At 34.3% G+C, this 14,349-nt stretch carries 13 protein-coding genes; 2 read left to right on the top strand and 11 right to left on the bottom strand.

Annotated elements, in window-relative coordinates:
* Positions 1-166: 166 nt before the first annotated feature.
* Both ABXT06_RS06680 and ABXT06_RS06675 read right to left on the bottom strand, forming a co-directional pair.
* On the bottom strand, positions 167-880 hold the full coding sequence (locus ABXT06_RS06680; protein WP_354590036.1) for a LytR/AlgR family response regulator transcription factor: 714 nt from the start codon (positions 878-880) through the stop codon (positions 167-169).
* On the bottom strand, positions 856-1,938 hold the full coding sequence (locus ABXT06_RS06675) for a sensor histidine kinase (protein ID WP_354590035.1): 1,083 nt from the start codon (positions 1,936-1,938) through the stop codon (positions 856-858). The genes ABXT06_RS06680 and ABXT06_RS06675 overlap by 25 nt, the downstream gene beginning before the upstream one ends.
* Before the next feature lie 82 nt (positions 1,939-2,020).
* On the opposite strand from ABXT06_RS06675, the gene ABXT06_RS06670 reads away from it, so the two are divergent.
* Together ABXT06_RS06670 and ABXT06_RS06665 are read left to right on the top strand one after the other, a co-directional pair.
* Positions 2,021-2,266: a hypothetical protein gene (locus tag ABXT06_RS06670; protein WP_354590034.1), complete on the top strand. Its 246-nt coding sequence runs from the start codon at positions 2,021-2,023 to the stop codon at positions 2,264-2,266.
* A 244-nt stretch (positions 2,267-2,510) separates the two neighbouring features.
* Entirely contained in the window at positions 2,511-4,040 is a 1,530-nt protein-coding gene (locus tag ABXT06_RS06665) for a SulP family inorganic anion transporter (protein ID WP_354590033.1), read from the top strand.
* Positions 4,041-4,472: 432 nt separating this feature from the next.
* Here the strand turns inward: ABXT06_RS06665 and ABXT06_RS06660 are convergent, their stop codons facing one another.
* The 9 genes from ABXT06_RS06660 to miaB all read right to left on the bottom strand — a co-directional run bounded on the left by ABXT06_RS06660 (position 4,473) and on the right by miaB (position 14,230).
* Positions 4,473-5,672 carry an alkaline phosphatase family protein gene (locus ABXT06_RS06660; RefSeq protein ID WP_354590032.1) on the bottom strand — a complete coding sequence of 400 codons (1,200 nt, stop codon included), beginning with the start codon at positions 5,670-5,672 and terminating at the stop codon, positions 4,473-4,475.
* Positions 5,673-6,060: 388 nt separating this feature from the next.
* Positions 6,061-7,692: a chaperonin GroEL gene (gene groL / locus ABXT06_RS06655; RefSeq protein ID WP_354590031.1), complete on the bottom strand. Its 1,632-nt coding sequence runs from the start codon at positions 7,690-7,692 to the stop codon at positions 6,061-6,063.
* A gap of 85 nt (positions 7,693-7,777) precedes the next feature.
* Positions 7,778-8,053 (bottom strand): co-chaperone GroES, encoded by a 276-nt coding sequence (locus ABXT06_RS06650; RefSeq protein ID WP_008467105.1) that lies wholly within the window; start codon positions 8,051-8,053, stop codon positions 7,778-7,780.
* A gap of 144 nt (positions 8,054-8,197) precedes the next feature.
* Positions 8,198-8,542, bottom strand: a complete 345-nt coding sequence (gene secG / locus ABXT06_RS06645) for a preprotein translocase subunit SecG (protein WP_201998363.1) — start codon at positions 8,540-8,542, stop codon at positions 8,198-8,200.
* A 3-nt stretch (positions 8,543-8,545) separates the two neighbouring features.
* On the bottom strand, positions 8,546-10,258 hold the full coding sequence (locus tag ABXT06_RS06640; protein ID WP_354590030.1) for a tetratricopeptide repeat protein: 1,713 nt from the start codon (positions 10,256-10,258) through the stop codon (positions 8,546-8,548).
* A gap of 91 nt (positions 10,259-10,349) precedes the next feature.
* Positions 10,350-10,853 carry an LptE family protein gene (locus ABXT06_RS06635; RefSeq protein ID WP_354590029.1) on the bottom strand — a complete coding sequence of 168 codons (504 nt, stop codon included), beginning with the start codon at positions 10,851-10,853 and terminating at the stop codon, positions 10,350-10,352.
* Positions 10,854-10,971: 118 nt separating this feature from the next.
* The gene (locus ABXT06_RS06630) at positions 10,972-12,231 is read right to left on the bottom strand and encodes a sigma-54 interaction domain-containing protein (protein ID WP_354590028.1); all 1,260 of its coding nucleotides are present in this window, start codon (positions 12,229-12,231) and stop codon (positions 10,972-10,974) included.
* Positions 12,232-12,376: 145 nt separating this feature from the next.
* Positions 12,377-12,688, bottom strand: a complete 312-nt coding sequence (locus ABXT06_RS06625) for a GxxExxY protein (protein ID WP_354590027.1) — start codon at positions 12,686-12,688, stop codon at positions 12,377-12,379.
* A gap of 96 nt (positions 12,689-12,784) precedes the next feature.
* Positions 12,785-14,230, bottom strand: a complete 1,446-nt coding sequence (gene miaB / locus ABXT06_RS06620) for a tRNA (N6-isopentenyl adenosine(37)-C2)-methylthiotransferase MiaB (RefSeq protein ID WP_354590026.1) — start codon at positions 14,228-14,230, stop codon at positions 12,785-12,787.
* Between the last annotated feature and the right edge of the window lie 119 nt (positions 14,231-14,349).

Below are 14,349 nucleotides of genomic sequence, written 5' to 3'. Positions count from 1 at the left end.
CGGAAATCCATAATTAAACAAATTTATTTCCAAACAATTATACCAATAAATAAAAACTCAACACCAAGTACTTTTACGCATTTTACAAACCCGTAAAAAACAAAAAAAAGCCCAACCAAAAAAGTTGAGCTTTTAAAAAAATATCTAATTATCTCATTAAAAAAGATTATCTCAGTGGCAAATTGTTTAGCAGAATCTGATATTTTCTTCCCACAGGAATAGTATCGCCATTAGACATCGTTAGATTTTTGGTCGTAACAGCAGAAATTTTAGTTGTATTTACAATAAAAGATCGATGCACTTGAAGGAAATGCGCGCAATCAATTTCGGCACTTATGCTCGCAAGCGAACCGTAAATGACAATTGGAGATTTTAGTTTGCAATTGTACAATTTCATGTAATTGCCTAGACTTTCAATATATAAAATATCCGAAAGTGGCGTTTCAATTACTTGTCCGTTAGAGCGGTAAGAAAGTGCTTTTTCGTCGTCGTTGTTTTCTTTTTTAAGATTATTTCCCGAATGATAGGTTTTTGCTTTTTCTATTGCTTTTGAGAATTTATCAAACGAAATGGGTTTCATTAAATAATCAATTGCATCATTTTGGTAGGCCGAAAGTGCAAAGTCAGAATAAGCCGTTGTTACAATCGTAATTGGGCGTTTGGGTTGCAGTTCCATCAATTCTACGCCAGAAATCACGGGCATATTAATGTCGAGGAAAATAATATCATATTGGTTTTCGTTGAGCAGTTTTATGGCTTCCATACCGTTAAAAGCACTTCCAGAATGTTCCAGTTCGTCAAATTTAGAAATATGCGAAATCAAGGCCTTATGCGCCGGCGATTCGTCATCAATTATTAGACAGCGGTAGGTAAGTGCCATATATTCAGTTTTACGATAAACATATCTTTCTCTTTTTTACAGCTCAAAGTGTGTTTTAAGCGGTATACTTCCAGACGTCTTTTTAGATTCTCAATTCCGATTCCCGTGCTCGAAAGGCGTGATCCCGAATCGAGATAATTGTTTTTTATGGTAAAAGACAAACTTCGGCATTGTACTTTCAAATCCAGATTGATAAAAGGCTCGGGAGTTTCGGCAGAAAACTTTACCGCATTTTCGACCAAAGGCAAAAAGAACAAAGGCGGAATCTCGATTTGGTCATGAACGCCTTCAATATTTTGCGTTACGGCGAGTCTTTCGTTTCTAAACGAGTAATATTCGATGTATTTTTTAATAAACGCAATTTCTTCCTGCATTAAAACATAATCTTTCTTAGAAGCTTCAATCTGATAGCGCAGCATGTCTGAAAGATTCAAGATTCGATCTGGAACTTTTTCTGGTTCTGCTAAAGCTTCTCCGTAAAGATTATTCATTGCATTCAATAAAAAATGCGGATTGAGCTGCTGTTTTAAAAACGAAAGTTCCGACTTGAAATTCATAATATCTTTATCGGCCTGACTTATTTTTTTGGTAATAACGATATGCAGAAAATAGAAAAAACAGCCGTTTATGATAAGCGATACAATCTGAAGGGTTTTTAGATTTCCTAGTTCCACAAGCGGAAGAAACCAATTCATGAAGAAATAAAAACAAGTCCAATAGATGGCAAGAAGCGTAAAAAAGATTTTAAACCTTTTGTGAAACAGAAAAGGCTTAATGATACAGATATTAAAAATCGTAATCCAGACAATACACGGAAAATATCCCATGGCAATTTTGCTGAGGATATAAGACCAGCTGTGTCCGTCGAGTCTTACTTCGTCATAAATACAGGCGAAAATGACTAAATAAACAAGTGTGTTTACGATTAGGTTTCGTAGAAAAAAATTCTGGTAGATTTTTGCAATTGTCATAGCGGCAAAAATAATACAATCGTATAGTTTATAAGTGTTTATAAAGAAAAATTTATACCAACGCCATTCGTATAAATTAGACGCCATTGGTATAAAATTGCTATTAAAATAGGTGTTTCTCCTTTATTTTTGAATTCGAATTTCTATACTCTTTTTAATAAAAATAAAAATGTACCAGTTTCAAGAATTAAAAGATACCGATATGGTCGTGGAGATTTTTAAAACCAATGTTCAGAAAGAATCTGATCGTGATTATGTCATAGCCGTTATACAAAATCAGTTTCCAGATTATAAAATCAATTTTGATCTAGAAGACTGCGATAAGATATTAAGAGTTGAAGGCTTTGATTTGCAGTATGATAATGTTGTAGATTATGTCTGTCGTTTAGGTTATACTTGTGTAAGGTTAGAATAATTTTACATTTTTATTTCTAAAAACAGGTGTAAATACGCTAGTGTATTTATGTTTTTTGTAAGTATTTTGTGTAATATTTTAATTTTAATACTAAATCTGAAATGCTAGGTTTTATACTTTCTATTTTACTATTTCTTCTAGAACAGTTAGTCTGATTTAACTGTTTTTCTTCAAGTGTTTTCCTATAACTTTTTATCGTATAAAAGGTTTATTCTTTTGCGTATTATTTTTCTAATTTTACGCCATGAAAAAAGCATTCCAACTCTTCGATTTTAGCCAGAAAGTCAATTATAAAAACGAAATTTTAGCAGGTTTAACTGTTGCCATGACGATGATTCCAGAATCGTTGTCGTTTGCGATTTTAGCAGGATTTCCGCCTTTGGTTGGCTTATATGCCGCTTTTATTGCCGGATTGGTCACAGCTATTTTTGGAGGAAGACCCGGAATGATTTCAGGCGGAGCAGGAGCAACGGTAATTGTTTTAATCGCCTTAATGAAATCGCACGGAATTGAATATGTTTTTGCTGCTGTAGCATTGGGCGGTGTTGTCCAGATTTGTATCGGACTTTTTAAACTCGGGAAATTTATTCGATTGGTTCCGCAACCCGTTATGTTTGGTTTTGTAAACGGTTTGGCTGTTGTCATTTTTATGTCGCAATTGGAACAGTTTAAGACGGTTATTGACGGACAGGTTTCTTGGCTTCAAGGAACTCCGCTATATATTATGCTAGGTTTGGTTGCCTTGACTATTGCAATTGTTTTGGTTTTTCCGAAAATAACAAAAGCGGTTCCAGCATCTTTAGTGGCTATTATGGTTGTCTTTGCTTTGGTAATTGTTTTTAATATCGAAACTAAAACAGTTGAAGATATTGCTTCGGTTCAAGGCGGATTTCCTCCATTTCATATTCCGAATATTCCGTTTTCTTTTGAAACTTTAAAAGTAATATTTCCGTATTCGGTAATTGTTGCCGCAGTTGGTTTGACCGAAGGTTTGCTAACGCTGAATTTGGTTGATGAAATTACAGGGACAAGAGGAAATAGCAACAGAGAATGTATAGCGCAAGGAAGTTCAAACATTCTAAACGGCTTTTTCTACGGAATGGGTGGCTGCCCGATGATTGCTCAAACGCTAGTAAATCTTGGTGCAGGATCAAGAGCCAGACTTTCGGGAATTATTGCCGCTTTGACCATTTTAATTATCATACTTTTTGGAGCGCCTGTAATAGGAAAACTGCCAATGGCGGCTTTAGTGGGAGTTATGATGATGGTTGCGATTACCACTTTTGAATGGGCGAGTTTCAAGATTATCAATAAAATGCCGAGACATGATATTTTTGTTGGAATTCTAGTTGCTGTAATCACAATTGTACTGCATAATCTGGCTTTGGCTGTTTTGATAGGTGTAATTATTTCGGCTTTGGTTTTTGCTTGGGAAAGCGCCAAAAGAATTCGCGCAAGACATTATATTGACGAAAACGGAATAAAGCATTACGAAATTTACGGACCCTTATTTTTTGGTTCAACAACTGCTTTTTTAGAGAAATTTGATATTCAGAATGATCCGAATCATATTATAATTGATTTTAAAGAAAGCCGTGTTTCTGATATGTCGGCAATTGAAGCTTTGAATAATATTACTAAAAAATACAATCAGCTAAACAAAACGGTAGAGTTACAGCATTTAAGCGCCGATTGCAGACAATTACTGAAAAATGCTGATGCTGTTATAAAAGTTAATGTTATTGAAGACCCAACGTACAAAGTGGTGTCTTAATAATGGTTAATTGTAAATTATTAATTGTGGATTAATTCACACATCCCAATATTCTGTAGAGACGCACTGCAGTGCGTCTACACAACGTATATCAAAGCAAACCCGACAGGTTTTTAAAATCTTGTTGGGTTTGTTGTATTTATAGGTTTGTCAGGCTGAGCGAAGTCGAAGCCCACGTGCCAATTGGAGCGCCCTTCGACTTCGCTCAGGGTGACATTCGATTATGTAATAAATAAGTTTATGTTTTATTGACTTGCCTCCAGCTTTAGCTGGAGGAATAAAAATGTATAAGAAAAAGGCTTTAGCCAAACCTATTAGTTTGGCTAAAGCCTTTGAGGTGTTTAAATAAGCTAATCTCCAGCTAAAGCTGGAGGCAATTCAATTTCTTTGATTGCCTAATTTTCTAATTATCAAATTACCACATTATCTAATTTAGCGAAGCGTAGCTTCAACATCACTCAATTTCCCATCAATTTCGCCAACTTGCAAACCTAAAATATGAGCAATCAAAGGATAAACAGAAACATTCTGAAACGTTTTTACTTTTTTATTGACTTTAAAAGCAGGACCTTTTGCATAAAAAATAGCGTGCATATCTTTTTCTTCATTATCATAACCATGCGTTCCGCCATTTATATGAGTGCTTTCTTTGCTTACTAAACTCCATCCTTTTTCGGCTTCAATAACAAAATCATGCACTCTTGGATTAGTTCCGTAATGCAATCTTTTTGGAACTTCAGTCGATTTCCAGAATTTAATATGAGGCACTTTTTTTAAGGCATTGGCAATAGAATCTTGATAACCCGGTTTTGCCTGTAAACTCATAATTGGGTTAATTACGTCTTTATAACCTAACCATTCTGGTTTTAAATAATCTAACACCGCTACTTTTTTATCATTGCTGATAGTCGCCATTCCGTGATCTGAAACGATAATCAAATTGATTTGTTTCCCGATCGGCAGCTGATCTAATTTTTTAGATATTTCTCCCATAATCGAATCCATTTTGATGACCATTTTTTCAGTTTTTGGCGAAAGCGGACCAAAATTATGACCTGTATGATCAGGTTCATCAAAATACAAAGTCACCAAATGAGGGCGTTGTTTCTCTGGAAGCTGTAGCCATTTCATAACCGTATCGATTCTCGCTCCATATGGAATTTTACCATCGTAATTTTTGAAATAACTTGGGTTTCTTTTGTCAATATCAGAACCTGGCCAAAAGAAAGAGGCTGTTTTTACACCTTGCTGTTCAGCTAAATTCCAAATCGGATTTCCGCCATAAAAACGAGAATCATTTTTTGCATTACTTGATAAAGAAAAAGACTGATTCAAAGAGGCATCATAAAAAACATTATTGATAATTCCGTGATGATCCGGATAAAGCCCCGTAACAATCGAATAATGATTCGGGAAAGTCTTACTTGGATAAGACGGTTTCATTGATTTAGCATGAACGCCTTCTTTTTCAATTTGCCTTAGATTAGGAAGATTATACATTTTGCCATAATCCCAACGAAATCCATCCATAGAAACTAAAACAACGTAATTGTCTTTGCTATTTTGGGCTTGTAAAAAGAATGAAAGTGAAAGAAAAACTAAAGATAGGAGTGAGGTAAAATGCTTTTTCATTTTTAATGTTATTGTGAAGTTGCAAAGGTATTGATAACAGATTTTTTAATGAAAAAGAGAATGTTAAATAAAAGAGTTGCCACTAATTGCACGAATTTCCACGAATTGTTTTTCTTTTTAGCCACAGATTACACAGATTAAAAGGATTTCTTTGTTAGGTACACTAAAATTTTTCACGCAGATTTTACAGATTTAAGCAGATTAATTTAATTTTTTATATCTATGATCTACATAAAATAAAAATCCTTTTAATCTGTGTAATCTGTGGCAAATTAAAATATGCGCAAAAGATTGAAAAAACTAATTCGTGAAAATTAGTGCAATTAGTGGCAAACAAAAAAAAGCGCCAGATAAAATCCAGCGCTTTTAAGTTTTAAGAAGAGAATGATTACATCATTCCTGGCATTCCGCCTCCCATTGGCATTCCGCCTCCAGCATTTTCTTCTTTAATATCGATTAATGCACATTCTGTAGTAAGGATCATTCCAGAAACAGATGCAGCATTTTCTAATGCAACACGAGTTACTTTCTTAGGATCGATAATTCCAGCAGTAAGCATATCTACATATTCATCAGTTTTTGCGTTGTATCCAAAATCACCTTTTCCTTCAGAAACTTTAGCTACAACAACAGAGCCTTCAAGACCAGCGTTTTCAACGATAGTTCTTAATGGAGCTTCAACAGCACGAGAAACGATTTGGATTCCAGTTGCTTCGTCAGCGTTGTCAGCTTTTAAGTCAGCTAAAGCAAGTTTAGCTCTTAATAAAGCTACACCACCACCAGCAACGATTCCTTCTTCTACAGCAGCACGAGTTGCATGTAAAGCGTCATCAACTCTGTCTTTTTTCTCTTTCATTTCAACTTCAGAAGCAGCACCAACATAAAGAACAGCAACACCACCAGCTAGTTTAGCTAGACGTTCTTGCAATTTTTCTTTATCGTAATCAGATGTAGTAGTTTCCATCTGACCTTTAATTTGGTTCACACGGTTTTTGATGATATCGGCTTCACCAGCACCGCTTACGATAGTTGTATTGTCTTTATCGATAGAAACTCTTTTTGCGTTTCCTAACATATCGATAGTTGTGTTTTCTAGAGTATAACCTCTTTCTTCAGAAATTACAGTTCCACCAGTTAAGATTGCGATATCTTCTAACATTGCTTTTCTTCTGTCTCCAAAACCTGGAGCTTTTACAGCAGCAATTTTAAGAGCACCTCTTAATTTGTTTACTACTAATGTAGAAAGCGCTTCACCATCAACATCTTCAGCAATAATCAATAATGGTTTTCCTGATTGAGCAACCGGCTCTAAAACTGGAAGTAACTCTTTTAAAGAAGAAACTTTTTTGTCGTATAATAAGATGTATGGAGAGTCTAATTCAACTTCCATTTTCTCTGGATTTGTTACGAAGTAAGGAGAAAGGTATCCTCTGTCAAACTGCATTCCTTCAACAACGTCAACGAAAGTGTCAGTTCCTTTAGCTTCTTCAACAGTGATCACACCTTCTTTTCCAACTTTAGCGAAAGCTGTAGCGATTAATTCACCAATAACTTCGTCATTGTTTGCAGAGATAGAAGCAATTTGCTGAATTTTATCAGAATCGCTTCCAACCACTTTAGCTTGTTTTGCTAAGTCAGCCACGATAGTTTCAACAGCTTTGTCGATACCACGTTTTAAATCCATTGGATTTGCTCCAGCAGCAACGTTTTTAAGACCTTCTTTTACGATTGCTTGAGCTAAAACTGTAGCAGTTGTAGTTCCGTCTCCAGCTAAATCATTGGTTTTAGAAGCAACTTCTTTCACCATTTGCGCACCCATATTTTCTAATGCGTCTTTTAATTCGATTTCTTTTGCAACAGAAACACCATCTTTAGTAACTGTTGGTCCACCAAATGATTTTCCGATAATTACGTTACGACCTTTTGGTCCAAGGGTTACTTTTACAGCATTTGCTAATGCATCAACACCACGTTTTAAACCGTCACGTGCTTCAATATCAAATTTTATATCTTTTGCCATTTTAATTTTTTGTTTAAAGTTTGATTTGTTTCAAGTTAAATGAAGTTCTTAATTCTTAATACTTCGTACTTAATACAATATTTTTTTAGATAATTGCAAGGATATCGTCCTCACGCATAATCAAATAATCAGTACCTTCTAATTTTAATTCAGTACCAGCATATTTTCCGTAAAGAACAGTATCACCAACTTTTACAGTCATAGTGTGATCTTTAGTTCCGTTTCCTACTGCAACTACAGTTCCTTTTTGTGGTTTCTCTTTGGCAGTATCTGGAATAAAAATACCTGAAGCAGTTTTAGTTTCAGCTGCAACAGGCTCAATAAGTACGCGGTCTGAAAGCGGTTTAATGTTTAAAGCCATGATTTTATATTATTATAAGTTATACGATTTTTTTCTGTTCAATAAACTTTCAGAAACTGTGCCATGCTAGAAAAACTGACATTATTTCTTAAAAAAAATGCCAGCTTTGACAGGCTGGCATTAGATTGTATATCGAGCTACTTTTTATTTTGCTGGTGCAGGTGTTGCAGGCGCAGGAGTAGTTCCTTGTGCTGGAGCTGCAGGTGCATTTACAGGAGCTTCAGTTTTATCAATGATTTTAGATTCAGTATCGCTTAAAGATCCAGAGAAGCTTAAGCTAGAAAGTAAAATTAGCACAATTAAAACAGTAGCTAAAGTCCAAGTACTTTTATCTAAAAAGTCAGTTGTTTTTTGTACTCCACCTAACATCTGCGTTCCGCTGATAGTAGAAGACAATCCGCCTCCTTTAGGGTTTTGTACCATGATAACGATGATCAATAGAAAACAAACTATTGTAATTAAAACTAAAAAAATTGAAAATGTGCTCATTACTTAATTATTGTTATTGTTATTTTGTTGTAAAATCTTTATATCCGATATGCGGTCTGCAAAGAAAGTAATTTTTTCTGGATATTTCAAAATTAATATTTCATAAGCTTGAATTGCTTTTGTATATTTCTTTTGTTCCAGATATACTCTGGCCAAAGTCTCGGTCATTAAATACGAATTGTCCTCTATAACGGGCTCAATTTGAACTGCTGGAGCACTTGTTCCAGGTTTAATTGGAGAGATTTTCGGATTGGTTTCGATAAATTTATCGATAATTTCAGCCTTCTTTTGTCTCTCTTCTTCTTTTGCAGCTTCAATTTTAGCTTGTTCTTCTGGAGAAATTTCGTTTGAGCGGTCAATAGGTTCTGTTCTAGATAATTGCAGCCATTCTTGGAAGGAATGTTTTTCGCTAAGAGAAAAATCCAAAGGTTTTCCAATTTCTAGATGTTCTGCAGCGGTTTTTGCAGGTTCAGTAGGTTCTTCTTCTTCGATTATTTCTTCAATCGGCTCTTCATTTTCTTCTATGATTTGCTCTTCTTCTTTATCTTCAGATTGAAGAACTTCTAAAATTTCTTCTTTTGGTTCTTCAGGTTTTTTTATTTCTGCTTCTTTAATCGACGAAAGAATAGATCGCTCAACAGAATTCATTTTAAATTCCGGAATAATCATTTCTTCAATGACACTATCATCTTCATCTTCTTCAACCGAATTTAAAACGGGCTCTTCTATAATAGGTTCAGCTTTTATTTCTTCAGTTTTTGCAAATTGTTCAGCAGTTGCAGCTTCTGATTCTTTAATTGAACTTAAAATAGAATTCTCAATGCGATCAAATTTATGTTCTTCAACTGCAATTATAGATTCAGTTTCAGTTACAGAAGGAGTTTCAGAAACTTTAATAGAACTTAAAATAGAGTTTTCTATACGATCAATTTTAGGTTCTTCTGTTATTATTTTTTCTTCTTCTTCGGTTTCTTCCACTAAAATTTCTTCTTCTTTTTCAATATTTGAAATAGAATCTATAGAATCAATTTTATTTTCTGCCTCGATTACTGGTTTTTCAAAACTAACAGAATGCGCTTCTTTAATAGCGAGAAATATAGACGGATCTATTTCTGGAAGTTTTTTAGGTTCTTCTATTATTATTGGCTTTTCGAAAGTAACTGAATGTGCTTCTTTTATGGCCAGAAAAATAGAAGGATCAATCTCAGGAACTTTTTTAGGTTCTTCGACAATTATTGGTTCTTCCGTTTTTATCGGTTCCTGAGTTTTAATTGGTTCTTCAGTTTTTGCAACCAAAGGAGTTTCAATTGAAGAAATAGGTGCTTCTTTAATTGTTTCTGAAACAGACTGTTCTTCAATATCTGTTTTTATTTCAATAGCTTTCTGAATTTGTTCAGGCGAAATAATTTCGCTGTCAAAAACTGTAATTTCAAGAAGATCTCTCAATTTTTGTTCATAGAAATCATTCTGAATAGAAGTAAAAGCCTCTGAGGTAATAAAATCAAATAAAACAGAACGATCGGCAGTATGCGCCGCTGTTACTTTTAAAGCATAATTATACTTAAAACTGTTTTGATTGTAAAGTCCTTTTAATCGCAATGCGCGTGCACTTTGAAAATACGGAAATTCATTCAAAACACTGCCTAATGCGTCCGCTTGCTTTTCTGTAATAGCATCGGGTTTGTTCATTAAGTAGGTATAATCGCTAACGTTCATTATTTGTTTTTTTGGGTTTAATCGGTTAATCGTTTATTTGTTTTTATCGATTAAACGGTTGTACGGTTAAACGATTCAACAAACAGCAAAACTACCATTTTGCTAATGACTCATTAAAAATATCCTGCGTAATTCTTTCAAAAATAACTCTGATTGCTTCGCTTAATACAGATCCTGTTGGTAAATCTCTTCCAGGAAAATCATAATAGAATTCAAAAGATTTTTCAAAATCATCTGTTTCTTTCTTTTTATTCATAAAACGAACATTAACACGAATCGATAAACGGTTCTGTGCTGCCTGTTGATCTGCAGTTGCAGTCATTGGAGTGATTCTGTAATCTGTAATTTCTCCTTCGTAAACCAAATCTCCTCCGTTACTGACTAAGTTTAAATTGGTTTGATTCATAATCAAATCCTGCAAAGCCAAGGTGAAAGTTCTGTCGATTCCAGGTTCAATTAGATCCGCATTATTCTGAAAGAAGTTAACTTGAAATGTTTTAGCATCGATTTTTCCAGTTCCTGTAAAGTTATAAACCGAACAGCTACTTAACATAAAAAGGCTTAAAAGTGCAAAAAGAGAATATATTTTTTTCATAATGTGTATTAGTCAAATTCTAATATTTTGAAATTGCTTCGCCCTATCGCTCGGGTTCAAATTTCAAATTTCGCCAAATATAGTAATTTGGTGTTTGGAATTTCAGTATTGAAATTTATTATAGGTCGAATTGCTTGATTTTACGATATAAAGTTCTTTCAGAAATACCCAGTTCATCTGCTGCAGCTTTACGTTTTCCTTTATTTTTTTCTAATGATTTTTTGATCATTTCGATTTCTTTTTGTTCCAAACGTAAAATTTCTTCTTCTTCGATGGTTTCAGCAAACAAATAATTATCGTCTTGCATTTGATAATTGTCTTCGCGAACAGCAGGTGTTGTCATAACAGCTGTTCTTGGTTCTTCTTCAAAATCAATTTCGCTGTCATTCTGCTGATTCCCGTATATTTTCTGAATTAGATTTGGATTAATATCCTGTACTTTGGAAGTGCCATTTTTCATCAATTCTAAAGTCAGTTTTTTCAAATCGTTCAGATCACTTCTCATATCAAAAAGCACTTTGTATAAGATGTCTCTTTCGGTACTGAAGTCACTTTCTTTTTTGCTGTCGCTAATAACAGAAGGCAAATTGCTTCCTTCTGTAGGCAAATAAGATTGTAAAGTAGCAAGACTGATATCGCGATTAGTTTCTAAAACAGAAATCTGCTCGGCCACATTTCGAAGCTGACGAATGTTTCCGCTCCATCTGAATTTCTGCAAAAGCTGAACAGCGTCATCATCCAATCTTAAAGGAGGCATTTTATATTTATGAGCAAAATCGGCTACAAACTTTCTGAATAACAAATGAATGTCGTCGTTTCTTTCGCGCAAAGGCGGTAATGTAATTTCAACCGTACTTAAACGATAGTACAAATCCTCACGGAATTTACCTTTTTCAATTGCATTGAATAAATTCACGTTTGTTGCTGCAACAATTCTCACATTAGTTTTCTGAACCTGAGAAGAACCTACTTTTATGAATTCGCCATTTTCTAAAACACGAAGTAATCTTACCTGAGTAGTTAGTGGTAATTCACCAACTTCATCCAAAAAGATTGTTCCGCCATCTGCAACTTCAAAATAACCTTCACGAGTACTTGTAGCACCGGTAAAAGCTCCTTTTTCGTGACCAAAAAGTTCACTGTCGATTGTTCCTTCTGGAATTGCACCGCAGTTTACGGCAATATATTTACCATGCTTTCTGTGCGAAAGCGAATGTATAATTCTAGGAATATTTTCTTTACCAACACCACTTTCCCCAGTTACCATAACCGAAATATCAGTTGGAGCAACCTGAATGGCTTTTTCGATAGCGCGATTTAATTTAGGATCATTACCAATAATCTCAAATCGCTGTTTTATTGCTTGAACTGTTTCCATTTGCTTTTTGTTTCAAGTTTTTACACTTTGGCTTATATTTTTTCTTTTGCCACAGATTAAAGTGATTAACACAGATTTCCTAAATTATAAAATATATCTTTTATATTGAAGAGATTTTGTTTGAAAATTTACAAGCAAGCCTACTTCATGAATCTGATAGCTTTATGTAATTTAAAATCTGGGCGATATGTTCACTTGAAAATTCTTTAATTGCTTTTACTTCTAAAATTACGTCTTCATTAATTACAAAATCAGCATAAAATTTATGAGCTAAGACTTTTCCTTTGTATTCAATTGAATATTCCTTTTCTCTTTCAAAAGGAATATTATTTTCTTTAAATTCTACTTCTAAAGCATCTTTGTAAATCACTTCTAATAAACCTGGACCTAGATTTCGGTGCACTTCCATGCAAATCCCAATAATCTTGTAAGTTTCTTTTTCTTTATAATGTTGCATCAATATTTTATTTTACCACAAATCTAAAATAAATAAAGTAAGAAAAATAATTCAAAAAAAATCATTTTAATCCTTTTAATCTGTGGCAAAAAAAAATTAATTCATGCTACTAAGTCCAACAGCTTCACCTTTCAAAGTTCCACTCGTACAACTTGTGATTTTTACGTTTACGAAATCGCCAATTTTGTAATTCTCTTTAGGGAAAACAACCGTTATGCTTTGAGAGTTTCTTCCTGAGAACTCGTCTTTAGATTTCTTAGAAACTTTCTCGACTAAAACTTCAACCGTTTTTCCGACAAATTCTTCGCTTCTAAACCAAGCATGTTTTTGTTGTAAATCGACAATTTCTTGTAATCTTCTAGCTTTGGTTTCTTCCTCCACATCATCTTTCATTTTTCTTCCTGCCAAAGTTCCAGGGCGTTCAGAATACGAATACATATAGCCGAAATTATATTTTACGTATTCCATTAAACTCATGGTATCTTGATGATCTTCTTCAGTTTCAGTTGGGAAACCAGCAATCATATCTTGCGAAATTGAAGCATCTGGAACAATCGCTCTAATTTTGTCAATTAAAGCCATATATTCTTCGCGAGAGTGCAAACGATTCATTTCTTTTAAAATTCTATTACTTCCAGATTGAACTGGCAAGTGAATATGTTTACAGATATTAGGATATTTCGCAATAACATGCAAAATGCTTTCGTGCATATCCTGCGGATTTGAAGTCGAAAAACGAATACGCATTTTAGGAAAACCAACAGCAACCATTTCTAACAATTGATCAAAATCGACCGCAGTTGCTTTTTGCATTTCAGAAGCATTTACAAAATCTTTTTTCAATCCGCCGCCGTACCAAAGATAACTGTCAACGTTTTGTCCTAAAAGCGTAACTTCTTTATAGCCTTTACTCCATAAATCCTGAATTTCGGCCATAATACTTTGCGGCTCACGGCTACGTTCGCGACCGCGTGTAAAAGGAACAACACAGAATGTACACATATTATCGCAGCCACGAGTGATAGAAACCAAAGCTGTGATTCCGTTGCTCATTAAACGAACAGGCGAAATATCTCCGTATGTTTCCTCTTTTGATAAAATTACGTTAATAGCGTCACGGCCTTCTTCAACTTCAGCCAATAAATTGGGAAGATCTTTATAAGCATCAGGACCAACAACAAGATCGACTATTTTTTCTTCTTCCAAAAATTGGCTTTTCAAACGTTCGGCCATACAGCCTAAAACGCCCACTTTCATTTTCGGATTCGTACGTTTTACAGCGTTGTATTTTTCTAGACGTTTGCGAATAGTTTGTTCAGCTTTATCTCTAATTGAGCAAGTGTTCACCAAAACCAAATCGGCTTCTTCAAGAACTGAAGTTGTGTTATATCCTCCGTCAGACAAAATGGAAGCCACGACTTCACTGTCCGAAAAATTCATCGCACAACCGTAACTTTCTATAAATAGTTTTTTAGTATTCTCAGGTTTATTTTCCAAAACAAGACTTTCGCCTTGTTTGCTTTCTTCAATAATCTTTTCCATTGTAAAAATTCAAAGTGCAAAGATAGCGTAATTGAAACGAATATGACAAGATGGCAGATAAAGAATTAACAATGTTTTGGTAAATAGTAAATTCCAGCATTTTATTCTAAGCATTTTAC

It is taken from the genome of Flavobacterium sp. UW10123 (genome assembly GCF_040538975.1).
Taxonomy (GTDB): Bacteria; Bacteroidota; Bacteroidia; order Flavobacteriales; family Flavobacteriaceae; genus Flavobacterium.
The sequence above is the reverse complement of the archived record's forward strand: the minus strand, read 5'-3'. Positions and strand labels throughout refer to the sequence as shown.